This is a genomic window from Mesorhizobium sp. M8A.F.Ca.ET.165.01.1.1 (genome assembly GCF_004792065.1).
GTDB lineage: Bacteria > Pseudomonadota > Alphaproteobacteria > Rhizobiales > Rhizobiaceae > Mesorhizobium.
In genome coordinates, this window is sequence record NZ_SRTH01000004.1 from 282,020 (window position 1) to 305,147 (window position 23,128).

Annotated in this window: 22 protein-coding genes and 1 riboswitch; of the genes, 15 read left to right on the plus strand and 7 right to left on the minus strand. The window is 64.5% G+C overall.

Annotated features, from left to right (window positions below; translation table 11 throughout):
* Positions 1 to 2 precede the first annotated feature (2 nt).
* The 10 genes from EN808_RS14620 (at position 3) to EN808_RS14665 (ending at position 11,812) form a co-directional block, all read left to right on the plus strand.
* Complete coding sequence (locus tag EN808_RS14620; RefSeq protein ID WP_189522188.1) at positions 3 to 977, plus strand: sugar-binding transcriptional regulator; 975 nt, start codon at positions 3 to 5, stop codon at positions 975 to 977.
* A 45-nt stretch (positions 978 to 1,022) separates the two neighbouring features.
* A complete protein-coding gene (locus EN808_RS14625; RefSeq protein WP_127276374.1) occupies positions 1,023 to 2,468 on the plus strand; it encodes an extracellular solute-binding protein in 1,446 nt (481 codons plus the stop codon).
* A gap of 159 nt (positions 2,469 to 2,627) precedes the next feature.
* On the plus strand, positions 2,628 to 3,551 hold the full coding sequence (locus tag EN808_RS14630; RefSeq protein ID WP_127870623.1) for a sugar ABC transporter permease: 924 nt from the start codon (positions 2,628 to 2,630) through the stop codon (positions 3,549 to 3,551).
* A 9-nt stretch (positions 3,552 to 3,560) separates the two neighbouring features.
* Positions 3,561 to 4,418, plus strand: coding sequence for a carbohydrate ABC transporter permease (locus EN808_RS14635; RefSeq protein ID WP_127276378.1), 858 nt, complete (start codon positions 3,561 to 3,563; stop codon positions 4,416 to 4,418).
* Between the two features lie 2 nt (positions 4,419 to 4,420).
* Positions 4,421 to 5,539, plus strand: a complete 1,119-nt coding sequence (locus tag EN808_RS14640; protein ID WP_127276379.1) for an ABC transporter ATP-binding protein — start codon at positions 4,421 to 4,423, stop codon at positions 5,537 to 5,539.
* Entirely contained in the window at positions 5,536 to 6,660 is a 1,125-nt protein-coding gene (locus tag EN808_RS14645; protein ID WP_135916214.1) for an ABC transporter ATP-binding protein, read from the plus strand. The genes EN808_RS14640 and EN808_RS14645 overlap by 4 nt, the downstream gene beginning before the upstream one ends.
* A complete protein-coding gene (locus EN808_RS14650) occupies positions 6,660 to 8,213 on the plus strand; it encodes an FGGY-family carbohydrate kinase (RefSeq protein WP_135916215.1) in 1,554 nt (517 codons plus the stop codon). Before EN808_RS14645 ends, EN808_RS14650 begins: the two co-directional genes overlap by 1 nt.
* 10 nt (positions 8,214 to 8,223) lie before the next feature.
* A complete protein-coding gene (locus tag EN808_RS14655) occupies positions 8,224 to 9,264 on the plus strand; it encodes a 2-hydroxyacid dehydrogenase (protein WP_135916216.1) in 1,041 nt (346 codons plus the stop codon).
* A gap of 40 nt (positions 9,265 to 9,304) precedes the next feature.
* The gene (locus EN808_RS14660) at positions 9,305 to 10,822 is read left to right on the plus strand and encodes a glycerol-3-phosphate dehydrogenase (RefSeq protein WP_135916217.1); all 1,518 of its coding nucleotides are present in this window, start codon (positions 9,305 to 9,307) and stop codon (positions 10,820 to 10,822) included.
* Between the two features lie 48 nt (positions 10,823 to 10,870).
* Positions 10,871 to 11,812, plus strand: a complete 942-nt coding sequence (locus EN808_RS14665) for a TIM barrel protein (RefSeq protein ID WP_135916218.1) — start codon at positions 10,871 to 10,873, stop codon at positions 11,810 to 11,812.
* 63 nt (positions 11,813 to 11,875) lie between these two features.
* Here EN808_RS14665 and fba read toward each other — a convergent pair whose 3' ends face one another.
* Positions 11,876 to 12,940 (minus strand): class II fructose-bisphosphate aldolase, encoded by a 1,065-nt coding sequence (gene fba, locus EN808_RS14670; protein WP_135916219.1) that lies wholly within the window; start codon positions 12,938 to 12,940, stop codon positions 11,876 to 11,878.
* A 272-nt stretch (positions 12,941 to 13,212) separates the two neighbouring features.
* Between fba and EN808_RS14675 the strand changes: the two genes are divergently transcribed.
* From EN808_RS14675 to EN808_RS14685, 3 genes are read left to right on the plus strand one after another with little or no spacing between them, the layout of a single operon-like run.
* A complete protein-coding gene (locus EN808_RS14675) occupies positions 13,213 to 13,983 on the plus strand; it encodes a DeoR/GlpR family DNA-binding transcription regulator (protein WP_135916220.1) in 771 nt (256 codons plus the stop codon).
* Between the two features lie 18 nt (positions 13,984 to 14,001).
* Positions 14,002 to 14,760, plus strand: coding sequence for a triose-phosphate isomerase (locus EN808_RS14680; RefSeq protein WP_135916221.1), 759 nt, complete (start codon positions 14,002 to 14,004; stop codon positions 14,758 to 14,760).
* Between the two features lie 38 nt (positions 14,761 to 14,798).
* The gene (locus EN808_RS14685) at positions 14,799 to 15,239 is read left to right on the plus strand and encodes an RpiB/LacA/LacB family sugar-phosphate isomerase (RefSeq protein WP_127276395.1); all 441 of its coding nucleotides are present in this window, start codon (positions 14,799 to 14,801) and stop codon (positions 15,237 to 15,239) included.
* On the opposite strand, the gene dhaL is transcribed toward EN808_RS14685, so the two are convergent.
* From dhaL to EN808_RS14705, 4 genes are all read right to left on the minus strand, one after another.
* Positions 15,236 to 15,871 (minus strand): dihydroxyacetone kinase subunit DhaL, encoded by a 636-nt coding sequence (dhaL, locus tag EN808_RS14690; protein WP_127276397.1) that lies wholly within the window; start codon positions 15,869 to 15,871, stop codon positions 15,236 to 15,238. The two genes, EN808_RS14685 and dhaL, sit on opposite strands and share 4 nt — an antisense overlap.
* 9 nt (positions 15,872 to 15,880) lie before the next feature.
* Positions 15,881 to 16,888, minus strand: a complete 1,008-nt coding sequence (locus tag EN808_RS14695; RefSeq protein WP_135865205.1) for a dihydroxyacetone kinase subunit DhaK — start codon at positions 16,886 to 16,888, stop codon at positions 15,881 to 15,883.
* 75 nt (positions 16,889 to 16,963) lie between these two features.
* The gene (locus EN808_RS14700) at positions 16,964 to 17,437 is read right to left on the minus strand and encodes a 6,7-dimethyl-8-ribityllumazine synthase (RefSeq protein WP_135916222.1); all 474 of its coding nucleotides are present in this window, start codon (positions 17,435 to 17,437) and stop codon (positions 16,964 to 16,966) included.
* A 77-nt stretch (positions 17,438 to 17,514) separates the two neighbouring features.
* Positions 17,515 to 17,716, minus strand: a riboswitch (FMN riboswitch).
* A gap of 59 nt (positions 17,717 to 17,775) precedes the next feature.
* Entirely contained in the window at positions 17,776 to 18,990 is a 1,215-nt protein-coding gene (locus EN808_RS14705; protein ID WP_135916223.1) for an MFS transporter, read from the minus strand.
* 48 nt (positions 18,991 to 19,038) lie between these two features.
* Between EN808_RS14705 and EN808_RS14710 the strand changes: the two genes are divergently transcribed.
* Positions 19,039 to 19,578, plus strand: a complete 540-nt coding sequence (locus EN808_RS14710) for an Lrp/AsnC family transcriptional regulator (RefSeq protein ID WP_135865212.1) — start codon at positions 19,039 to 19,041, stop codon at positions 19,576 to 19,578.
* Here EN808_RS14710 and EN808_RS14715 read toward each other — a convergent pair.
* Both EN808_RS14715 and oiaX read right to left on the minus strand, forming a co-directional pair.
* Positions 19,575 to 20,897, minus strand: a complete 1,323-nt coding sequence (locus EN808_RS14715; RefSeq protein WP_135916318.1) for a four-carbon acid sugar kinase family protein — start codon at positions 20,895 to 20,897, stop codon at positions 19,575 to 19,577. The genes EN808_RS14710 and EN808_RS14715 overlap by 4 nt on opposite strands.
* Before the next feature lie 8 nt (positions 20,898 to 20,905).
* The gene (oiaX, locus tag EN808_RS14720) at positions 20,906 to 22,156 is read right to left on the minus strand and encodes a 3-oxo-isoapionate-4-phosphate decarboxylase OiaX (RefSeq protein WP_135865214.1); all 1,251 of its coding nucleotides are present in this window, start codon (positions 22,154 to 22,156) and stop codon (positions 20,906 to 20,908) included.
* Positions 22,157 to 22,414: 258 nt separating this feature from the next.
* Between oiaX and EN808_RS14725 the strand changes: the two genes are divergently transcribed.
* Positions 22,415 to 23,128, plus strand: coding sequence for a transcriptional regulator NanR (locus tag EN808_RS14725; protein WP_127277231.1), 714 nt, complete (start codon positions 22,415 to 22,417; stop codon positions 23,126 to 23,128).

A 23,128-nucleotide genomic window follows, 5' to 3' on the forward strand; every position in this document is an offset into this window, starting at 1 on the left:
ACGTGGTTGGTTTTGGAAACGGCCTCTTGCGCGACGATGACGCCAGCATGGCGGCGCGCGCCGCATGGCTTCACTACGCCGGCGGCCTGACCCAGTCAGAGGTTGCCAAGCGGCTGGGGCTGACCAGCCTCAAGGCCCACCGCCTCATCACCAAGGCCAACCAGGAAGGGCTGGTGAAGGTCTATATCGACGGTGAAGTGTCGGAATGCGTCGAGCTCGAGGACGAATTGTCCCGCCGCTACGGCCTCGACTATTGCGAGGTGGTTCCGGATTTCGATTCCGAGGACCTGCCGCTCAAGGCGCTCGGCATTGCCGGCGCGCAGTTCCTCAAGCGCGAGATCGAGCGCGGCGAGCAGGCGCTGATCGGCGTCGGCCACGGCCGCACGCTCGCCGCCTGCGTCGAATATCTGCCGCGCACCACCACCGACCGGATCCGCTTCGTTTCGCTGCTCGGCGGCCTGACGCGGAAATTCTCGGCCAATCCGCATGACGTCATCCATCGTCTCGCCGAACGCACCGGCGCCGAAGCCTATGTGATGCCGGTTCCGATGTTCGCCAACACGGCGGAGGACCGCATCGTGCTGCTGGGCCAGAAGGGCATCAACGAGGTCTTCGATCTCGCGCGGTCCGCCGATCTGTTGTTCGCCGGCATCGGTACCGCCGAACGCGAGGCGTCGCTGGTCGCCACCGGCATGATCGAGAAGGGCGAGATGGAAGAGATCCGCCGCAATGGCGGCGTCGGCGAATTGCTTGGCCATTTCTTCGACGAGGCCGGCAAGGCGGTGGCGGCGACCGTCTCCAACCGGGCGCTGGCGCTGGCGCGCGAGGATATCGCCAGCCGCCGGATCGTCGCCGTCGCCGGCGGCAGGATCAAGGTTCGTGCCATCAAGTCGGTGCTGGAGGGGCGCTATCTCAAGGGCCTGATAACGGACGAGCGGACGGCGCGATCGCTCGTGGAAGAGACGCCGGTCGGGTAGCCGGCAACAGTTCAGTTGAAACTACCCTGTGGAGGAGAAGACGAAATGCATGAGAAAGAGAAAGACCTCATAGACGCCTTCCTGCGCGGACAAGTCGACCGTCGCGGACTGATCAAGGGCCTGGGTGCGATGGGCCTCGCCGCCGGCACCGCCGGCACGCTGCTCAACCTGGGCCAGACCCGCGCGCTTGCCGCGGACTTTGACTGGCAGGCGCACAAGGGCAAGACCATCAAGCTCCTGCTCAACAAGCATCCCTATGCCGACGCCATGATCGCAGACCTCGAGAACTTCAAGAAGCTGACCGGCATGAACGTCGTCTATGACGTCTTCCCCGAAGACGTCTATTTCGACAAGGTGACGGCGGCACTGTCGGCGAGCTCGCCCGAATACGACGCCTTCATGACCGGCGCCTACATGACCTGGACCTACGGCCCAGCCGGCTGGATCACCGACCTCAACGAATGGATCAAGGATCCGGCCAAGACCAACCCGAACTATGCCTGGGACGACTTCCTGCCCGGCGTCAAGAATTCCTGCGCCTGGAATGGCAAGCCGGGCGGCGCGTTGGGTTCGGATGATGCCAAGCAGTGGTGCATTCCGTGGGGGTTCGAGCAGAACAACATCACCTACAACAAGGCCATGTTCGACAAGGCGGGCGTCAAGATCCCCGGCAACATGGACGAGATGGTGGCCGCGGCCGCCAAGCTCACCAAGGATGTCGGTGGTGGCGTCTATGGTATCGGCGTGCGCGGTTCGCGCTCCTGGGCGACCATCCATCCCGGCTTCCTGTCGGCCTACGCCAATTTCGATCAGAAGGACCTGAATGTCTCGGCCGATGGCAAATTGTCGGCCGCGATGAACACCGCCCAGTCCAAGGCTTTCCACAAGCAATGGGTTCAGATGATCCAGGAGAGCGGCCCCAAGGACTGGTCGACCTATACCTGGTATCAGGTCGGCACCGATCTCGGCGCCGGCGCCTCGGCCATGATCTTCGACGCCGACATCCTCGGTTACTTCATGAATGGCGGCGACAACAAGATGGCCGGCAAGCTCGCTTTTGCTAGCTTCAAGGCCAACCCGGCAGCCAAGGCGGCGACACCGAACATCTGGATCTGGTCGCTGGCGATGTCCAACTTCTCGAAAGACAAGGACGCCACCTGGTACTTCATGCAATGGGCCTCCGGGCCGGAGCATGGGCTGTTCGGCGCTACCAAGATGGACTTCGTCAATCCGGTCCGCCAATCGGTGTGGAAGGACGAGATGTTCCGTGAGAAGCTGAACAAGAGCTATCCCGGCTATGTCGAGATGTTCGACGCCTCGGCGCCGGGCGCCTCGATCAAGTTCACCGCGCAGCCGCTGTTCTTCGACCTCACCACCGAATGGGCGGCGACGCTGCAGAAGATGGTGGCCAAGGAAGTGCCGGTCGACGAGGGCCTCGACAAGCTCGCCGAAAGCATCAACGGCCAGCTCAAGGAAGCCGGTCTCGGTTAAGTCGCAATGAGGGCCGGCCTGCTTGGCGGGTCGGCCCTCGTCAAACCTTTTCATGTTTGCGATGCGGTGCCGAAAGGTGACCGCCATTTCGCCCGACCGGCCGCCTTGCTCCCTTGGGCGGCCGGCAGGGCGAAGCGACAGCAACAACGGAGCAGCTCGATGACCGCGGTGGTATCGCAAAGGCTCAAGCCATCCGGCTTCAGGATCAGCAAGCGGGTGCTGCCCTATGTGCTCAGCCTGCCGGCTCTGCTGGTCTGCATCGGCATCCTCATCCCGTTCCTGACCTCGGTGGTCTATTCGTTCCAACGCTACCGGCTGAGCCAGCCCTGGGCGCGGCAGTTCAACTGGGGCGACAACTACATCTCCTTCTTCACCGATCCGAAGTTCTGGAACACGTTGAAGATCTCGCTGCTCTATGCCGGCACCACGGTCGTGCTGGAACTGCTTTTGGGTCTTGCTATCGCGCTGCTGCTGCAGAAGCGCTCGACGCTCAACAACTTCATCTCGATCATGCTCCTGATGCCGCTGATGACGGCGCCCGCACTGGCGGCGCTGATGTGGAAGCTGATGACCAATCCCGGCTTCGGCGTGCTGAGCTATCTCGCCAGCCTCATCGGGCTGCAGGATTTCCGCTGGGCCTCGTCGCCGTCGACGGCGCTGTTCACCGTGGTGCTGGTCGACATCTGGGTCTACACGCCCTTCATCATGATCCTGCTGCTTGCCGGCCTGCGCAGCCTGCCGACGCAGCCCTTCGAGGCGGCGGCTCTCGATGGCGTGCCGAGGAGCTTCGTCTTCTTCCGCATCACGCTGCCGATGCTGACGCCCTACATCCTGACGGCGACCTTGTTTCGCCTGCTCGATTCCATCCAGCAGTTTGACATCATCTACGCGATGACCCAGGGCGGGCCGGGCGACACGCTGACGGTCTTCCAGGTCGAGGCCTATCTCAACTTCTTCCAGTCGACCAATGTCGGCCGCTCGGCGGCGCTGATGATCATCCTGTGGGCGATCACCTATTTCCTCTCCAACATCTTCATCAAGAACTGGCTCCGGCTGCGCGAACGCGCCCGTGGCCAGGCATAGGAGGCGGCCATGGAACACACCTCCTTGCTCGAACGCATCCTGCGCGGCGCGGCGCTGACGCTGGTCGTGATCTTCTTCATGTTTCCGATCGTCTGGATCTTCATGATGTCGTTCCAGACCAACGAGACCATCCTGCGCATCCCGCCGCAGCTCATCTTCGAGCCGACGCTCGCCAATTACACGGCGCTGATCACCGGCAAGCTGATGACCGCAGCGGGCACGCTCGACATCGCCTTCATGCGCAACCTCTGGAATTCGGTGTTCCTGTCGGTGACCTCGGTTGCGGTATCGCTGCTGCTCGGCGTGCCGGCCGCCTACGCCTTCGCGCGCCACAAGTTCCGTGGCTCGGAGGACATCGCCTTCACGTTGCTGTCGTTCAAGTTCGCGCCGGCGCTGCTGGTGCTGTTGCCGCTGACGCTCTATTTCCAGAAACTCGGCCTCGCCAACACCTATATCGGGCTGATCTGGGTCTACCAGCTGATCTGCCTGCCGCTGATCCTGTGGATCGTGCGCGGCTATTTCGAGGATATTCCAGCCGACATCGAATACGCCTATCGCATCGGCGGCCATTCCTGGTTCGCCACCTTCCGCAAGATCGCGCTGCCGCTCGCCGGTCCGGGCATCGCGGCGGCCGGCCTGCTCGCCTTCATTTTCGCCTGGAACAATTTCGTCTTCGCGCTGGTGCTGGCTTCGGCCGACAAGCAGCCGGTGACTGTCGGTGCGCTCGCCTTCATCACCTCGTCAGGCATCCAGTACGGCCAGATCTCGGCGGCCATCGTGCTCTCGATCACGCCGACGCTGGCGCTCGCCCTCTACGCACAGCGCTATCTGGTCGAAGGACTGTCGCTCGGCGCGGTGAAAGGATAGACATGGCCAGCCTCGAACTCAGAAATATCGTCAAGCGCTACAAGAGTCAGACCGTCCTCGACAATCTGTCGCTGACCGTCGCCGACGGCGAGACGCTGGTGCTGTTCGGGCCTTCCGGCGCCGGCAAGACGGTGCTGCTGCGCCTCGTCGCCGGCGTCATCGACCCCGAGGAAGGCAAAATATTCATCGGCGGCGAGGACATGACCGATGTCGACGCGGAATTCCGTGGCGTCGGCATGGCGTTCCAGAATTTCGCGCTGTTTCCGCATATGAGCGCGTTCGACAACATCGCCACGCCGCTGGAGGCCAAGCGTTCCTCGCAAGGCGCGATCAAGGCCGGCGTCGAGAGCGTCGCCAAGCTGTTGAAAATCGGCCATGTGCTCTCCCACAAGCCGCGCGCGCTCTCCAACGGCCAGAAGCAACGCACGGCCCTTGCCCGTGCCCTTGTCGGTTCGCCGCCGCTTTTGCTGCTCGATGATCCCTTGCGCAATGTCGATGCTAAGCTACGTTTCGAGATGCGGCTCGAACTGCCGCGGCTGCTCGCCGATCGCGGGGCCACCGTCGTCTACGTCACCCAGGACTACAAGGAAGCCATGGCGCTCGGCGACCGCATCGCGGTCATGTCGCAAGGCGTCATCCGGCAGCTCGGCACGCCCGAGCAAATCTATCGCGAGCCGGCCAACATCGAGATCGCGCGGCTGTTCGGCGACCCGACCATCAACCTGCTCGACGTCAAGCCCGCGCGGGATGCCAGGGGGGTCTATGTCGGCCTGTCCAATGTCCAGGTCCATCTCACCGATGCTCCCGAGACCGCCATCGGCCGCGACTGCATCATCGGGCTGCGGCCCGAGGCACTGCATTTCGTTGGCGACAACGAGCCCGGCGCCATTCCGGTGACAGTCGAGGCCGAGACGCCGCTCAACGAGAAGATCGTCACCTTGGTGCGCACCGTGCGCGGCCGTGAAATCCTGGTCTCGCGTCCGGCCGGAACGCCGGGCCGCAGCGAGGGCAAGGCCCATATCGCCGTCGACGGCAAGAGCGCCTTGCTGTTCGATCACGCCAGTGGCGAGCGCATCGGCGCCAAGAACATCGTCAATCTGCGCAGCGGAGAAGCGGCATGAGCGCCAGCGCACTCACCATTTCAGGCGTCGACAAATTCTATGGTCCGATGGACAGGGGCGTTCACGCCGTCAAGAGCCTGACCATGGAGATCGGCAAGGGCGAGATCGTGGCACTGCTCGGCTCGTCCGGCTGCGGCAAGACCTCGACCCTGCGCATGATCGCCGGCTTCGAGGAGGTCTCGCGCGGCGCGATCGCGGTCGCCGGCCGCCAGGTCCACACCTTGCCGCCGGTCAAACGCAATGTGGCGATGGCCTTCGAGGGCTACTCGCTCTATCCGCCGCTGACGGTGCGCGAGAACATGGCCTTCGCCCTCAAGGCCGCAAGGCTGCCCAGGAGCGAGGTCGACGCCAAGGTCGCCAGCATCGCCAAGCTGCTGGAGATCGAGGACATATTGGAGCGCTATCCCAGTTCCATCTCGGGCGGCCAGCAGCAGCGTGCCAGTCTTGGGCGGGCGTTGATCCGGGAAGCCGACCTGCATCTGCTCGACGAGCCGATGGGGCAACTCGAGCCGCAGCTTCGCGCCGTGCTGCGCGGCCGTATCAAGCACTTCATCAAGGAGCGCGGCCTGACCGCGATCCTGGTCACCCACGACCAGACCGAGGCCAATGCGCTCGCCGACCGCATCGCGGTGATGGAGGGCGGCGTGCTGCAGCAGTTCGACACGCCGGACCGGATCAAGGAGCGTCCGGCGAACCTGTTCACCGGCACCTTCGTCGGCGAGCCGCCGATGAATGTCTTCGAGGCCTTTGTCGGGACCGCCGCCGGCCGCATCAATCTGCGGCTGCCCGACGGGCTGTCGCTCGACTATGACAAGGACGCCTTCAGCGCTCCGGTTCGCGACCAGTTGCTCAGCCGCGAACGGGTGGTCATCGGCATCAGGCCCTACGCGGTCCGGCGCTCGAAGGAAGGTGTACCGGCCACGGTCTCGGCCAACCAGTGGCTCGGCGACCAGACCCACATCGCAGCCGATTTCGCCGGCGGCTCGCTGGTTCTGGTCGAGCATGACCGCACTCGGCTCGACCTCGGCGCGCCCATCAATGTCAGCATCGACCCGAAAAACCTGCACGTCTTCGACCAGGCGAGCGGCAAGGCCATCTCGCACGGCATGGAGCTCGCGTGATGCGCGACATATTCATCGGCATCGACGCCGGCACCTCCGTCATCAAGTCCATCGCCTTCGACACGAAGGGCCGCCAGATCGCGGCGGCGGCGACGCCGAACCATTATGAGACGCTGCCGGGCGGCGGCGCCGAACAGGATCTGGCGCGCACCTGGGCCGATGCCGCCACGACCCTGCGCCAGCTCGCCGACAAGGTGCCCGATCTCGCCAGCCGGACCGTCGCCATTGCGGTCACCGGGCAGGGCGACGGCACTTGGCTGATCGACGGCAAGGGCGAGCCGGTGGCCAAGGGCTGGCTCTGGCTTGACGCGCGCGCCGCCGGCGTCGTCGAGGAAATCCGCGCGCGGCCCGATGACCGGCTCCGTTTCGAAAAGACCGGCAGCGGGCTCGCCGCCTGCCAGCAGGGCTCGCAGTTCGTCTTCATGAAGCGCACCATGCCTGAAATGCTCGGCAAGGCGGCCACCGCCTTTCACTGCAAGGACTGGCTCTATTTCAAGCTGACCGGCGAGCGCGCCACCGATCCGTCCGAAGGGACTTTCACCTTCGGCGACTTCCGCACCCGCGATTATAGCGACGATGTGCTCGACGTCCTCGGCGTCGCCGATCTCAGGCACCTGCTGCCGCCGATCGTCGACGGCACCAGGCACAGCACCGGACTTTCGCCGGCCGCCGCGGCCGTCACCGGCATGCTCGCCGGGACACCTGTCGTGCTCGGTTATGTCGACGTCGTCTGCACCGCGCTCGGCGCCGGCCTTCTCGACCGCGAGCGCAAGCCTGGCTGCTCGATCATCGGTTCCACCGGCATGCATATGCGGCTGGCCGAGACGCCCGACGATGTGCAGCTCAACGAGGCGGCGACCGGCTACACCATGGCGATGCCGGCGCCCGGCGTGTTCGCACAGATGCAGTCCAACATGGCGGCGACGCTCAACATCGACTGGGTGCTCGGGCTTGCCTCGGGCATTCTCGCCTCGCAAGGCATAACCCGCAGCAATGGCGAGATGATCGCGCTGGTCGATGCCTGGATCGCGGCCTCGCGGCCGGCTTCGCTGCTCTACCAGCCCTACGTCTCGGAAGCCGGCGAGCGGGGACCGTTCGTCGATGCCAATGCCAGGGCCGGCTTCATCGGCATTTCCTCGCGGCACGGCTACGCTGATCTGGTGCGCGCCGTCTTCGAAGGCTTGGCTTTCGCGGCGCGCGACTGCTACGCCGCCATGGGACCGCTGCCACGCGAAATCCGCCTGACCGGCGGTGCCGCCAGAAGTCCGGCGCTCCGCAAGATCCTGGGCGCGGCCATTGGCGCCGACACGCGCACCAGCGCGCGTGAGGAGGCCGGTGCGGCCGGTGCGGCGATGATCGCCGCGGTCTGCGTCGACCAATACGCCTCCATGGACGAATGCGTCGGCGAATGGGTGACGCCGTTGCTCGGCGAGGCCGAGCCGAGCGACCCGGACCTTGCCGCGATCTACGACAGGATGACCCCGTCCTACATGCTGGCGCACCAGGCCTTGCGGCCGGTCTGGCGTGCCATGGCCACATCGCAGGAAAATTGAGAAGTCGAGTATGCGTAAAAAGATAGCGATCATTGGCGACAACTTCATGCTGCCGGAGGTGTTTCGCGCCAAAATCGAGAAGGTCGCCAGTGGCGACCTCGATATCAGGACATTGCAGACGGCTTGGCCCGACGAGCCCATGGAATTCGGCAATCCGGCACTTGGCCTCGACAGGGTCAAGGAGTATTTCGGCCATCCCCACGAGGTCGTCGATTTCATCGGCGATGCCGAAATCCTCGTCACCCAGCTCGCTCCCTTGTCGGAAAGCATGATGCGGCGCCTGCCTGATCTCAAGCTGGTGGCGGTGTCGCGCGGCGGGCCGATCAATATCGACATGGAAGCGGCCAGGGCGCAGGGCATCACCGTGGTCAACGTGCCTGGCCGCAATGCCACCGCCGTGGCTGAGTTCACCATCGGCGCCATCCTGGCCGAAACGCGGCTGATCCGCGTCGGCCACGAAGCCCTGCGCAAGGGGGAATGGCGCGGCGATCTCTACCGTGCCGACCGCACCGGCCGCGAACTCGGCGAAATGACGGTCGGCGTCGTCGGCTACGGCAATATCGGCACGAAAGTGGTGCGCCTGCTGCGCGCCTTCGGCTGCCATGTTCTGGTCAGCGATCCCTATGTGCAGTTGAGCGCCGAGGACCGCAACGCCGGCGTCGAACTGGTTGCGCTCGACGATCTCCTGTCGCGCTCCGACGTGGTGACGCTGCATTCGCGGGTGACGCAGGAGACACGCGGCCTGATCGGCAAGGACACAATCGGGCGGATGAAGCCTGGCGTGATCTTCGTCAACACCGCGCGCGGTCCGCTGGTCGACTATGACGCGCTCTACGAGGCGCTTGTTTCGGGGCAGATCGCCAGCGCCATGCTGGAAACCTTCGCGGTCGAGCCGGTGCCATCGGACTGGCCATTGCTGCAGCTGCCCAACGTGACGCTGACGCCGCATATCGCCGGCGCTTCGGTGCGCACGGTGACCTATGCCGCCGAGCAGGCCGCCGAGGAGGTGCGCCGCTACCTGGCCGGCCAGCCTCCGGTCAATCCATGCTGAGAGCCACGGCCATGGAGCGCAAACCCGGCATGGACACGAGATGAGCGGCGGCCCTGACATCGTCGACCTCTTCGTCATCGGCGGTGGCGTCAACGGCGCCGGCATCGCGCGCGATGCCGCGGGCCGCGGGCTTTCCGTCATTCTGTGCGAAAAGGACGATCTCGCCCAAGGCACCAGTTCGCGCTCGGGCAAGCTCGTCCATGGCGGCCTGCGCTACCTCGAATATTACGAATTCCGCCTGGTGCGCGAGGCGCTGATCGAGCGCGAGGTGCTGCTGGAATCGGCGCCGCACATCATCTGGCCGATGCGCTTCGTGCTGCCGCACAGCCCGGACGACCGGCCGGCATGGCTGGTGCGGCTCGGCCTGTTCCTCTACGACCATCTCGGCGGCCGCAAGCGGCTGCCCGCCACCCGCACGCTTGACCTGCGCACCGCGCCCGAGGGCGCGCCGATCAGGGACAGTTTCAAGCGCGGCTTCGAATATTCCGACTGCTGGGTCGACGATGCCCGCCTCGTCGTCATCAACGCGCTCGACGCGGCCGAACGGGGAGCGAAGGTCTTCACCCGCACCGCCTGCACCGCCGCCCGCCGCGAGGGCGGCCTCTGGGTCGTCGAAATGCGCGACGTCAGGACCGGTATCAAGACCAGTGTGCGGGCGCGCGCGCTGATCAATGCCGCCGGTCCCTGGGTCAACGACATCGTCAACCGCGTTGCCGGCCAGAACTCGAGGCGCAATGTCCGCCTGGTCAAGGGCAGCCATATCGTCGTGCCCAAGTTCTGGGAGGGCCGGCAGGCCTATCTCGTCCAGAACAGCGACAAGCGCGTCATCTTCATCAATCCCTACCAGAACGATCTCGCGCTGATCGGAACCACCGACATTCCCTACGAAGGCCGGCCCGAGGACGTGACCGCGGATGAGAGCGAGATCGACTACCTCATCAGAGTGGTCAACCGCTATTTCAAGCGCGGCCTTGCGCGCAACGACGTGGTCTATTCCTTCTCCGGTGTCAGGCCGCTCTACGACGACAACGCCGACAATCCGAGCGCGGTGACCCGCGACTATATTTTCGAGCTCGACGCGCCGGAGGCGCGGGCGCCGCTGCTCTCCGTCTTCGGCGGCAAGATCACCACCTTCCGCAAACTGGCCGAGCATGCGCTGGACAGGATCGCACCGTTCTTTCCGAAGATGGGCAAGCCATGGACAGCGAAGGCGCATCTGCCCGGCGGCGACATCGCCAATGCCGACTTCGAACAGTTTCTCGGCGACCTCGCAAATGAGTATCCATGGATGCCTGCTTCGCTGCTCAAGCATTACGGCCGGCTCTACGGCACCAGGACGCGGTCCGTGGTTGGCGGCGCCCGTTCGCTCGCCGCGCTGGGGCGGTGCTTCGGCAAGGATTTCTTCGAGCGCGAGGCGAACTACCTCTTCGAACAGGAATGGGCGCAAGACGCGGCCGATATTCTCGAACGGCGCACCAAGCACGGCCTGCATCTGTCCGCCGAGGAGAAGTCGGCCTTCGAGCATTGGTGCGCGAGCCGGCAGGCGAGGGCAGGCTGATGGCGCTCATGGCCCCTGTTCGGCGACGGCGTTGAAGGGATAGCGACCTTGGCCTTCACGCTCTCCCTCAACACCAATCCGCTGGTCAACCGCTTCGCGGAGCCGGACGATCTGATCGAGACCATTGCCTACGGCATCGGTATCAGGGACATTCAGCTCACGCATGAATTCGTCAATCCGGGTTGGCCGGCGGCGACGATCGTCAAATTCGTCCGCCTGTTCCGCAACGCTTTGAACCGCACCGGCGTGCGTGTCACCTCCGGCATGACGGGCCCCTACGGCCGGCTCAACCATTTCGGCCATCCCGACGCCGACGTGCGCCGCTACTATGTCGAGTGGTTCAAGACCTTCGCCGATGTCTCGGCCGAGCTTGGCGCCGGCGGCATGGGCACGCAGTTCGCCATCTTCACGCATCGCGACTTCGACGATCCCGACCGTCGCGCGCGCCTGTTCGACATCGCGCTGGACTGCTGGCGCGAGGTCGCCGAACACGCCCGGGCGGCAGGCCTGACCTACCTGTTCTGGGAGCCGATGTCGGTCGGCCGCGAGTTCGGCCACACCATCGAAAACTGCCGGATGCTGCAGGATGCGATCGATGCGGCCGGAATGGCCATTCCGCTTGAGATGATGGTCGACATCGACCATGGTGACGTGACCTCCTCCAACCCAGCCGACATCGATCCCTATGCCTGGGCCGAAGCCTTCCCCCTGAAGTCGCCGATCATCCACATCAAGCAATCCTCGATGAACAAGGGCGGCCACTGGCCGTTCACCGCAGCCCACAACAAGGACGGCCGCATCACGCCTGAAAAGCTGCTGGAAACGGTGCGGCGCGGCGGCGGCACCGACAACGAAATCTGCCTCGAACTGTCGTTCCGCGAGCGCGAGCCGGTCGACCATCAGGTGGTCGCCATGATCCGCGAGTCGGTCGACTATTGGGCGCCCTTCATCGAGACCGGCAGGGCTGACCTGCTGCCAAAGGCCGAATGAAAAACGGGCAGGAGCCGATGCGGCTCCTGCCCGTCGAACTCAGCACATTGAAACAGCCAGAACTCAGGCGAATTTCGGGTCGAGGCTGCCCGACTTGTAGCGCTTGGCCATTTCCGAGACCGGCAGCGGCTTGATCTTAGGCGCATTGCCGGCGGTGCCGAACTGTTCGAAGCGCTCCTTGCAGAGCTTCCTCATCGCCGCCATCGCCGGTGTCAGGTATTTGCGCGGGTCGAACTCGCTGGGGTTCTCGGTCAGCACCTTGCGGATCGCGCCGGTCAGCGCCATGCGGTTATCGGTGTCGATGTTGATCTTGCGCACGCCATGCTTGATGCCGCGCTGAATCTCTTCCACCGGCACGCCCCAGGTCGGCTTCATCTGGCCGCCATATTTGTTGATGATCTCCTGCAGGTCCTCCGGCACGGAGGACGATCCGTGCATGACCAGATGCATGTTCGGCAGGCGGCGGTGGATCTCCTCGATGACGTTCATCGCCAGCACCGCGCCGTCGGGCTTGCGCGAGAATTTATAGGCGCCGTGGCTGGTGCCCATGGCCACCGCCAGCGCATCGACATGGGTGTCGCGCACGAACTGTTCGGCCTGCACCGGATCGGTCAAGAGCTGGTCGTGGCTGATCGCGCCTTCGACGCCGTGGCCGTCTTCCTGCTCGCCGCCGCCGCTCTCCAGCGAACCCAGAACGCCGATCTCGCCTTCCACGGAGACGCCGCCCCAATGCGCCATGTCGACGACGCGCTTGGTGATGCCGGAATTATAGGCATAGTCGGCCGGCGACTTGCCGTCTTCCTTGAGCGAACCGTCCATCATCACCGAGGTGAAGCCGTATTGGATGGCTGTGACGCAGGTGGCTTCGTTGTTGCCATGGTCGAGATGCATGCAGACCGGGATGTCCGGGTGGATTTCCACCAGCGCGTCGATCAGCTTGGCCAGCACCACGTCATTGGCATAGGCGCGCGCGCCGCGGCTTGCCTGCAGGATGACCGGCGACTTGGTCTCCTCCGCGGCCTCCATGATGGCGAGGCCTTGTTCCATGTTGTTCATGTTGAAGGCCGGCACGCCATAGCCGTATTCGGCGGCGTGATCGAGCAATTGTCTCAGTGTGATGCGAGCCAACGATTAGTCTCCCGTATCTGGTTTCAAACCTGTGGTTGCGGGCTGTCCGCGCATCGTTCAGCCCACCGATGCTTCTGGCCGGAATTCCGTGCAACCGCAACCGTGACAGACCGTCCCGGCCGCAATTCTTGTTACAGCGGCGCGATAAAAGCCGGCGAAATATCCCATGGAAATATCTCATTATAACAAAAATTGTGATACATGCGCGACGATGTCTGTTATATCTGGGCTCGATCAAGCAGCCGGAGTTCTGCGTTGGCTGGTCGGCGACAATGAAGAGCGACAACAGACGGCAAGGCATCATGGATTTCCTGGTGGACGCCGGCGCGGCGAGCGTCGACGACCTCGCTTCGCGTTTTGGCGTCTCCAGGATGACCGTGCATCGCGACCTGGACGAGCTCGAGGAGAGCGGCTTCCTGCGCAAGGTGCGCGGCGGCGCCTCGATCCAGCCGAGCAGCCTGTTTGAAAGCGATTTTCGCTACCGGCAGAAGCAGGCGATCGGGGAAAAGCAGCGCCTTGCGGCGGCCGCCGTGGCCGTGATCGAACCCGGCCAGACGGTCATCATCGACGACGGCTCGACGGCGGGCGGCATCGCGCGGCATCTCGCCGATCTCAGGCCGCTGACGGTGATCACCAACAACTTCGCCGTCATCCAGGATCTGGCCGGTGCCGGAGGCATCAACCTGATCGCGCTCGGCGGCCAGTACTCGAAGAAATTCCATGGCTTCTTCGGCCTGCTCGCAGAGGCGTCGCTGCGGTCGCTGCGCGCCGACGTCGCCTTCCTGTCCTCATCCGCCATCCATGGCGCCTCCGCCTTCCATCAAGATCAGGAAGTGGTGCAGGCCAAGCGGCTGATGATGGCCGCGGCGACCCGCAAATACCTGCTGGTCGATCACGGCAAGTTTGGCCGCAGCGCACTGCATTTCCTGACCGATCTCAGCGCATTCGACGCCGTCTTCACCGGGCGCGAGCCAGAGCCCGGGATACGCGCGACGCTGGATGCGGCGGGGGTTTCGCTGACGGTCGTCGCCGACAAGGATTGAGGGTCGAGGAGAGTACGCGTGGTTTACTGGGTCGGTACAAGCTGGAAGATGAACAAGACGCTGACCGAGGCGCTTGATTTTGCCGGGGCACTGGCCGGCTTCGTGCCGGGTTTCGACGATCGCATCCAGCCTTTCGTCATCCCGCCCTTCACGGCGGTGCGCGAGGTCAAGCGGGCGCTGTCGGCAACGCGCATCAAGGTCGGCGCGCAGAACATGCATTGGGTCGATGCCGGCGCCTGGACCGGCGAGATCTCGCCGGTAATGCTGAACGATTGCGGCCTCGACCTGGTCGAACTCGGCCACAGCGAGCGGCGCGAACATTTCGGCGAGACCGACCGCACGGTCGGGCTGAAGACGGCGGCGGCGGTCAGGCATGGACTGATACCGCTGATCTGTGTCGGCGAAACGCTGGCCGAGCGCGAAAGCGGCAAGGCCGATGCGGTGCTGACCGCTCAGGTCGAGGGTGCATTGCAATTCCTCGACGACGAGGCGAGGGGAGCAGAAATCCTGTTCGCCTACGAGCCGGTCTGGGCGATCGGCGACAAGGGCATCCCGGCCAGTTCCGACTATGCCGACAAGCAGCAGGCGCTGATCAAGCAGGTCGCCGCCGGCGTGCTGCCGTCCGTGCCGCCGGTGCTCTATGGCGGCAGCGTCAATCCCGGCAATGCCGCCGAGCTGATCGGCCAGCCCAACATTGACGGCCTGTTCATCGGCCGCTCCGCCTGGCAGGCGGAAGGCTATATCGACATCCTGCGCAGCGCCTCGGCCGCGATCTGAACCAATCGAAAACGCATTCAGTCAGAAAGGACATCACCATGAAAATAGCCATCGGAGCCGACAGCGCCGGCAAGCCGCTGCTCGACGTCATCGCCGCGCATCTGGCGACCAAGCCCGGCCTCACCGTCAGCGATCTCAGCCAGGCCGGCTTCTATGCCGACCTGTCGCAGAAACTCGCCCAGACGATCGTCGAAGGCGAGAACGACCGTGGCATCCTGTTCTGCGGCACCGGCATCGGCGTCTCGATCTCGGCCAACAAGGTGCCGGGCATCCGCGCCGCGCTTACCCACGACACCTACTCGGCCGAGCGCGCGGCGAAATCCAACAATGCCCAGATCATCACCATGGGCGCGCGCGTCATCGGGCCGGAACTGGCCAAGGCCATTGTCGATACGTGGCTGGCCTCGGAGTTCGACGAGAAGGGGCCGTCGGCCGGCAACGTCCAGGCGATCAACAAGCTCGACGCGGCGAAGGCCTAAGCCAGGCTCCGCGTCATCGCGCCGATGACGGTGACGGCTGAGGCCGCGCCCGGGTCCATGTGCCCGAGCGACCGTTCGCCGAGCCGCGACGAGCGGCCCTTGGCGGCGATCATGTCCTTGGTCGATTCAGCACCGCGCTCGGCAGCGGCAAGGGCTGCCTGCAGACTGTCGGCAAGGCTCTTTCCCCCTGCATTGCTGGCGCCAGCCGCTTCCGCCGCCGGTTGCCAGGCATCGACCATGGTCTTTTCGCCGATCTCGGCCTTGCCGCGATCCTTGATGCCTTGCGCCATGGCCTGCAGCAGGGCGATGAATTCGGCATCCGCCAGCGTCGCCTTGCCCTTGACTGCGACGGCTGCACGCATGAAGGCCGTGGCATAGAGCGGGCCGCAGGACGCGCCGACGGCATTGAGGAACGATTTCGCCGCCGTGTTGAGGAGCGCGGTCGGCTCGGTCGCCGCAAGGTCGAGCGATGCCAGCGCATCGCGCACGGCGTTGAACCCGAGCGCCATGGCAATACCGTGGTCGGCGTCGCCGATGACGCCGTCGAGCTGGCAAAGCCGGTCCCTGTCGGCCTCGATCGCCACCGCGATCGCGTCGAACATTCTTTTCAGGTCGGAGGCACCGATGGTCATGGGCGCTCCTCAGCCGGCACGGAACATGGCGCAGTCGCAGGGGTGGTCGAGCACCGCCTGCAATTCTTCGTCGAGATGGAAAAGCGTCACCGAAGCACCGGCCATTTCCAGGGACGTGCAGTAATTGCCGACCCAGGTCGCATGGATGGAAACGCCGATTGCGTCCAATCTCTGCTTGACCCGTCGGTTCATGATGTAGAGTTCCATCAGCGGCGTCGAGCCCAGTGAATTGACCAGCACCGCGACCTTGTCGCCGCGCTTCGGCGCCATCTCGGCGAAAATCTTGTCGAGCATCTCGTCGGTAATTTCGTCGGCGGTCCCGAGCTTGCCGCGCGCGATGCCGGGTTCGCCATGGATGCCCATGCCGATCTCCATCTCGTCCGCGCCGATCTCGAAATTCGGCCGCCGTGTCTGCGGCAGCGAGCAGGGCGACAGCGCCACGCCCATGGTGAAGGTGTGGTCGTTGGCCTTGCGCGCGATGCGCTCGACCTCGTCCAGGGACAGCATCCGGTCGCAGGCGGCTCCGGCAGCCTTGAAGATAAAGAAATTGCCGGCGACACCACGGCGCTTGTGCCGCTGGTCGCGCGGCGCCGAGGCGACGTCGTCGGTGGTGAGCACCGTGCGCACATCGATGTCGTCCATCCCGGCCATCTCGGCCGCCATGTCGAAATTCATCACGTCACCGGCATAGTTGCCGTACATGAACAAGACGCCAGTGCCGCCGCTGACCGCCTTGGCGCATTCCAGGATCGGATCCGGTGGAGGCGAGGCAAAGACGTTGCCGATTGCCGCCGCGTCCGCCAGCCCCTTGCCGACAAAGCCGAGAAAGGTCGGCTCGTGGCCGGAACCGCCGCCGATCACCAGCCCGACCTTGCCGGGCCGTGGCCCGTCGCGGGCGATGATCGAGCGCGGGCTGCCGTCCACGCTTGCGAGATGGCGAGGATGCGCGGCCAGGATCCCTTCGAGCATTTCGTCGACGGCGCGGTTGCCGTCATTGATGATCTTCTTGGTCTGCACCGGCATCCTCCCGAACTCGGTATTTTCGCAAATACTACCGGGTGTTATCGCGATTTCCACCCGGCCGGGAAGATTTCATGCCGCGATCTTTTCCCGCGCCGCGAGAATCTGCACGCAGGCGTTGGCCGCTTCCTTGCCCTTGACCGAGAAGTGCTCGAAGAAGAAGCGGTGATGCTCGGCGCTGTCGTGAAAATTGTGCGGCGTGAGCACCGCCGAAAGCACCGGCACCCCGGTCGAAAGTTGCACGTTCATCATGCCGTCTATGACGGCGCTGGCGACGAAGTCGTGCCGGTAGATGCCGCCATTGACGACGAACGCAGTGCCGAGGATCGCGGCGTAGCGGCCGGTGCCGGCGAGCGTCTTGGCATGCAGCGGGATTTCATAGGCGCCGGGCACGTCGAAGATGTCGACGGCAAAGCGCCCGCTGCCGATCTCGGCCAGTTCGGCCTCGAACGCCTTCACGCACTGGTCGACAATGTCGGCGTGCCAGCGCGCCCTGATGACGGCGATGCGGATTGCTTCATAGTCTTTGTGGGAATGCTGATTCATGGGTCCATCCTTCCGTTTCGAACCAGAATCAGGACGCACGATACGAAATCCGACCCGCCGGGGCGGTTCGTTTTCCGTTTCGTTCTCTTCCATCCGGACTTTAACCGTCGGCTCCGGAATCACACCGGATCTGCTGACCCTTCCAACTGCTGGAAGGCGCTCGCGGGCTTGGGTCCCGCGCATGACCCCGAAAACCGGAAACGGTTTTCGGAAAGGCCTCATGCGCGACTGGGAGTCCTTACCGCCGGTGGGGACTTTCACCCCGCCCTGAGAACATTAACGGCTTTGTATGGAAGGGCAGGGGTGCCGCTGTCAACGCGCCAAGGGCTGGTGGCCGATCACGTTCTGTCGACTGGAGCAATGCGATGAGACGCTGGCTCTACCGGCTGCCACGCTGCGGCCGAGGCGGCAATCAGCATGAGCACCGCCGCGACCATCGCGCAGGCGGCAAAGCCGAAGTCGGAATAGAGCGGCCCGAAGCCGGTGGTGCCGACAAACACCGCGAGGTAGGTCACCGCGCTGTTCAGGCCCATGATCGTGCCCCGCCGTGACGGATCGAGCGCCGACAGGCGCATCACCAGCACGTTCAGCCCGAAATGATTGGCGAGCCCCCAGGCCGCGACCATGGCGAGCGTCAGGCCATAGCTGCCGCTGGTTGCGGCGAGCGCCACGTAGACCATGGCGACGAGCAGATAGGCGAAAGGCATGACACGCCTTGCGCCAAGGCGATCGATGATGCCGTCGAAGAGCGCCGCCGTGCCGAAGCCCGCCCCGTATGCGAGGGCGGCCAGGCCGTTGGCGCTGACCGGCTGCCCAAGTCCGCTGTGAAGGTGATCGCCAAGATAGCCATAGACACCGTAGAAGGCGGTCATGAAGGCGCCGCAGGCAATCAGAAGCGGCACAATGCCGGGAATGTTCAGCGCTGCGAGCGGGGCGGGCGCCGGTCCGGCCTTCCTGACATCCGGCAGCGACGATGCGGTGAGGCCGCCGAGCGCCAGCGCGGCCAGCACGGCGACAGCGGCGAAGACGGCACGCCAGTGAACGAGATCGGCAAGCACCGCCGACAGGGAAACGCCGGCCACCATGCTGAGCGTCCATCCGGTCAGCACCACGCCGATCGTGCCGCTTTCGCGGCCGGGCGGAGCGATGGCCGCGGCACTGGCGTAGATTGCCGGCATGGCGACGCCGGCGGCAATGCCGGCGACAAGCTGTGCCGCAACCAGCGCTGTCACGGTAGGCGCGGCGGCGCTGGCGACCAAGGCCAATGCCAGCAGCAGCAGGGCCGCCTGCAGCATCCGGCGCGCGCCGACCCGGTCGATATGGCGTGCCAGGAACACGGCGCTCGCCGACGTGCCGAGGCCGAAGGCAGCCGCTGCCATCATCACCATGGGAACGCTGGTCGAGAACGATACGGACACCGCCGGAGCGATCGGGCCCAGCACCAGCGAATTCGAGCCGATCACGGCGATGCATCCGGTCAGCAGATAGGCGAGGGCCGGGATGGGCGGTCTGGTGTCCGCGCCCAAGGCTGCGGCTTGATCGTTGTTCGACATATCATCATAATGGCCGCATCAGATTCCGTGGCAATCGGGAATATCGATATGGATGAAGAAACAGATGGCATTCCGCGGAACAGGCCGGCGGCCCGGGATGTCGACGCGACCGACCGAAAAATATTAGGCGTTCTGGCCGACGACGCGACGGTCACCTATGCCGAGCTTGGCGATCGCGTCGGCCTGTCGCCGCCGGCAGCGCATGAGCGGGTCAAGCGGCTCCGGCGCAGCGGCGCCATCCGCAACACGGCCGCCATCATCGATCCCAACGCGGTGCGGAAGCCGCTGCTCACCTTTGTCCACATCGACACCAGTGGCTGGGGCAAGACCCCGGAACTGATGGCGATCTCGGAATATCCCGAGGTCGAGGAGATCCATACCGTCGCCGGCGATACCTGCGTATTGCTCAAGGTGCGTACCGAGGACACCAAGGCACTCGAAGGCCTGCTGTTGCGTCTCTACGAGACACCCGGAGTCACTTCGACGCGCAGCTACGTGGTTCTGGCGACTTACCTCGAACGGCCGGTGCAGCCCGGCATCACGGCGCAGTGGCCGACGCCGAAACACCTGGGCAAGCCGCTGTATTAGCTCCCCAGCCGGATGGTCTCGAAATAGGCGTCGGTGCCGACCTGGCCGCCCTTCAGCGCGATCTCAAGGCCGTCTATCGCGCCGCCGCCATGGGCGACGCAGAGCGGCGACCCCGGTGACTGCGGCAACGGCATGCGCACGGTCAGCGCGTCGATGGCCAATTGTCCGAGCGCGTGGCTGGAGGTGTCGCCGCCGGCAATCACGGCGCGCTTGAGTTTCTGCTCGGCAATCAGCCTGCGCAGGATGGTTCCCAGCGCCCGTCCGAGTGTGTTCCGGGCGCCCTCGATCCGGTCGATCTCAGCACCGCGATCGGCCTGTGGACCAAGCGCGGAGTAGAGGATGACGCTGCGGCCCTTGGCCAGGCTCGCCAACCCGGCCGCGACCGCCTGCTCGGTCGCTTCGCTGGCGCCTTCGCAGACCAGTCGCATCGCATCCATCTCGACGCCGTCGAACCCGTGAGCAAGCGCGTGGCGGATCTGTTTTTCCGTGGTAGGGGAGACGCTACCCGACACCACGGCGAGCCGATCCACGGGGCCGGGCGGTGCGAATGCGGCATGCCCCGATACGATGCCCTTGGCCGCCCATTCGGCCAGCAAGGCATATTCGGCGCCCGAGGATCCGACGACGAAACCATGGCCCTTCCCGTGGATACGCCAGAGTTGTTCGCCGACGCGTTTCTGCGTCTGGTGGCTGTCGACGTCGAACAGGACGATATCCTTGTCTTGCAGGACTTGGTCGACCGTCTGCGCGAGATCGTCCGCCTGCAACGTTGCCAGGTCGACTAGGCCGGAACTAAGGCTGGTCTGGCGCGAAAGGTGGACGAGCAAGTCGGCCTCGTCCATCGGCGTCACCGGATGCCTGCTCATCACCGGATGCCGGTCGATGCGGAAATATGCGCCGCGGAACGCCGCGAAGAGGTTGCCGAAGGCAGTGTAGCGCTTGAGCTGTGGCGCGCCGACCACCATCGGCACGCTTGCCGCCTCGAAAATGCGCCTGCCGATCTCGGTGGCGCGGCCGATGCTGCCGACCGCCGGGCTGGAATCGAAGGTCGAACAGATCTTGTAATGGCAGACCGCCGCCCCGAGGCCTTTCAGCCATTCGAAGGCCGGCGTCAGGTTTTCCTCCATCCATTGCGGCGTTTCGCTTCGGCTGATGCCCGCCAGGCCAACCGCGCGGCAATGCGAAAATCGCGCCAGCAGGGACTGGTCGGGCTGGCGCATGAACAGCACGGTCGGCACGCCGCCGAGTTCGAGCGCCTCCATGACGTCGGTCGACCCGGTGAGGTCGTCGCCGTAATAACTGAGGAGCAGGTTTTGCACGGCCATGCTCATGCCGCCCTGCCGTCGCCGAATTTCTCGATCGATCGGGCCAGTTCGACGTGATCGCGGGCATAGTCCGTCAGCGCGATGCCCTCGACCGCCGCCTGCCAGGCCTGCAGCACGGCCCGTACGCCGGCGCCGGGCCCGTCCGGATGGCTGACGATGCCGCCGCCGCAGAGGTAGAGGAGATCGAGCGTGCGGCCAGTGCGCCGATAGGTTTCGGGCGCCTGGCCGCCCCACTGGCCGGAGCAGGCCACGGGCAGCGCGCAATCGTCTGATGAGAACAGCGGCGTCGTCACCGCCTTGAAGGAGCGGATGAAAGAATCGTCCGGCTCCCAATATTTCGAGCCGATGCCGTTGATCTGGAACTGGTCGACGCCGAGCAGCCGCCAGAATTGCTGCCAGACGCTGAAATCCATGCCGAGGCCGGGATGGCGTGTGAGGATATCCCAGCCATTGCGGTGGGCATGCAGCACCAGCCCGGAACGCTTTCTCAGATATGCCATGCCGCCGAAGCCGATGGAATTGATGTTGACGACGGCGCAATTGCCGCCGGCTTCGAGCACGAGATCGTGGTTGCGCATCATCTCGTCGGGATCGGCATGCGAGATGCCGAAGGCGTACATCACCTTCTTGCCGGTCTTCTGCTCTTGGTCGAGGATCAGCGGCATAATCGCCTTCACCCGCTCGCCCAGCGGCGAATAGGCCGGGCTCATCAACTTCTCGTCGTCCTTGATGAAATCGACGCCGGCCTCGATCAGTTCGCCCACCATTTCGGCCGTCTCATGCGGCCTGAGCCCCAGCGCCGGCTTGACGATGGTGCCGATGATCGGTCGGCCCTCGACCCCGGTCAGCCTGCGGCTGCCGGTCAAGCCGAACTGCGGGCCCGGATGGGCGCCCCGGTATTGTTCCGGCAGCTTCATGTCGATGACGCGGATGCCGGACAGGCCCCTGATCGAATAGGTGCCGCCGATGGCGATGGTCATCAGCGCCGACAGGTCGGTGCCGATCGCGTCGAATGGGAAGCCGATGTCAACATCGGCGCGCCGGAATGGCCCGCTGCCGGACCCGGGCAGCGATGGTTGCTCAGCATCGGGCAGATGCCGGATCGCCAGCACGCGCGCCGCCACGCGCGCCTTCAACTCCTCGGTCTCGCCCGGCAGCGCGACGAAGGTGCCGGTCGACTGGTCGCTGGCGATCTTGGCCGCCAGCGCCTCGATGCTGCCAGGGGTTTCGATGCGATAGGTAAGTGTGATCATGTTCGACCGGCCGCTCGAAAAGGGTTCGAAAAAAGTTTTGTCGCGCAGGAAATCTGGTATAATGAGTACATAAGTATTGCAAGAAATATCCGAGTCTCGGCAAGAGCGGGCGGGCTAGGGCAATTCCAGGAAAACCGTGCAACGGTTTTCTGTCCGGAATTGCGTAAAAGCTGGAGCGTCCCCGCTCCAGGTGCGGGCATTCCGGTAATCCTGCCGGGAATGCTAAACAAGAACCGAGCCAGGGAGTGATTCGTCACGATGAACCGTTCGGAGCCGATCGTCCGGCGCAAACTTTCCGACGAAGTCTTTGCAAGGCTGAAGCGGCTGATCACCAGCGGCGAACTGCAGCCCGGCGACGACATGCCGTCCGAGCGCGAGTTGATGGAGCGCTTCGAGGTCGGCCGGCCGGCGATCCGTGAAGCCATGCAGGCGCTGAGCAATATGGGGCTGGTCGCCATCTCGCATGGCGAGCGCGCCAAGGTGCTGCAACTGACCGCCAAGTCGATCATCAAGCAGGTCGACGGCGCGGCCAAGATCATCCTGTCCTCGTCCAGGGACACGCTGGAGCACTTGAAGACCGCGCGCATCTTCTTCGAGCGCGGCATGGTCAGGGAAGCCGCGGAAAAAGCCACATCGCAGGATGTGCAACTGCTGAAGGCAACCGTGGCCGAGCAGCGCGCCGCGCGCGGCGATTCCGAAGCTTTCATCTCCGCCGATATGAAGTTCCACACCCAGATCGCGTCCATTTCAGGCAATCCGATCTATGTCGCCGTCAGCGAAGCCACGCTGGGCTGGCTGAAGGAATACCACACCGAAATGCTGATCTGGACCGGCAAGGAAAAATACACGCTGACGGAGCATGAAGAGATCATCGACCGCATAGAGCACAGGGATGCCGACGGTGCCGAGAAGGCGATGATCAAACACCTCGAACGCTCGCGAGCTCTCTATGTGATGAATTCCGAGAAGTGA

What these genes read in the sequence shown, in the direction of transcription:
- EN808_RS14655 (WP_135916216.1), top strand. Translation starts at nt 8,224, where the DNA reads ATGCGTAAAAAGATAGCGATCATTGGCGACAACTTCATGCTGCCGGAG.
- EN808_RS14650 (WP_135916215.1), top strand. Translation starts at nt 6,660, where the DNA reads ATGCGCGACATATTCATCGGCATCGACGCCGGCACCTCCGTCATCAAG.
- EN808_RS14700 (WP_135916222.1), bottom strand. Translation starts at nt 17,437, where the DNA reads ATGAATCAGCATTCCCACAAAGACTATGAAGCAATCCGCATCGCCGTC.
- EN808_RS14685 (WP_127276395.1), top strand. Translation starts at nt 14,799, where the DNA reads ATGAAAATAGCCATCGGAGCCGACAGCGCCGGCAAGCCGCTGCTCGAC.
- EN808_RS14725 (WP_127277231.1), top strand. Translation starts at nt 22,415, where the DNA reads ATGAACCGTTCGGAGCCGATCGTCCGGCGCAAACTTTCCGACGAAGTC.
- EN808_RS14625 (WP_127276374.1), top strand. Translation starts at nt 1,023, where the DNA reads ATGCATGAGAAAGAGAAAGACCTCATAGACGCCTTCCTGCGCGGACAA.
- EN808_RS14645 (WP_135916214.1), top strand. Translation starts at nt 5,536, where the DNA reads ATGAGCGCCAGCGCACTCACCATTTCAGGCGTCGACAAATTCTATGGT.
- oiaX (WP_135865214.1), bottom strand. Translation starts at nt 22,156, where the DNA reads ATGATCACACTTACCTATCGCATCGAAACCCCTGGCAGCATCGAGGCG.
- EN808_RS14675 (WP_135916220.1), top strand. Translation starts at nt 13,213, where the DNA reads ATGAAGAGCGACAACAGACGGCAAGGCATCATGGATTTCCTGGTGGAC.
- EN808_RS14640 (WP_127276379.1), top strand. Translation starts at nt 4,421, where the DNA reads ATGGCCAGCCTCGAACTCAGAAATATCGTCAAGCGCTACAAGAGTCAG.
- EN808_RS14705 (WP_135916223.1), bottom strand. Translation starts at nt 18,990, where the DNA reads ATGTCGAACAACGATCAAGCCGCAGCCTTGGGCGCGGACACCAGACCG.
- EN808_RS14635 (WP_127276378.1), top strand. Translation starts at nt 3,561, where the DNA reads ATGGAACACACCTCCTTGCTCGAACGCATCCTGCGCGGCGCGGCGCTG.
- EN808_RS14660 (WP_135916217.1), top strand. Translation starts at nt 9,305, where the DNA reads ATGAGCGGCGGCCCTGACATCGTCGACCTCTTCGTCATCGGCGGTGGC.
- EN808_RS14710 (WP_135865212.1), top strand. Translation starts at nt 19,039, where the DNA reads ATGGATGAAGAAACAGATGGCATTCCGCGGAACAGGCCGGCGGCCCGG.
- dhaL (WP_127276397.1), bottom strand. Translation starts at nt 15,871, where the DNA reads ATGACCATCGGTGCCTCCGACCTGAAAAGAATGTTCGACGCGATCGCG.
- EN808_RS14630 (WP_127870623.1), top strand. Translation starts at nt 2,628, where the DNA reads ATGACCGCGGTGGTATCGCAAAGGCTCAAGCCATCCGGCTTCAGGATC.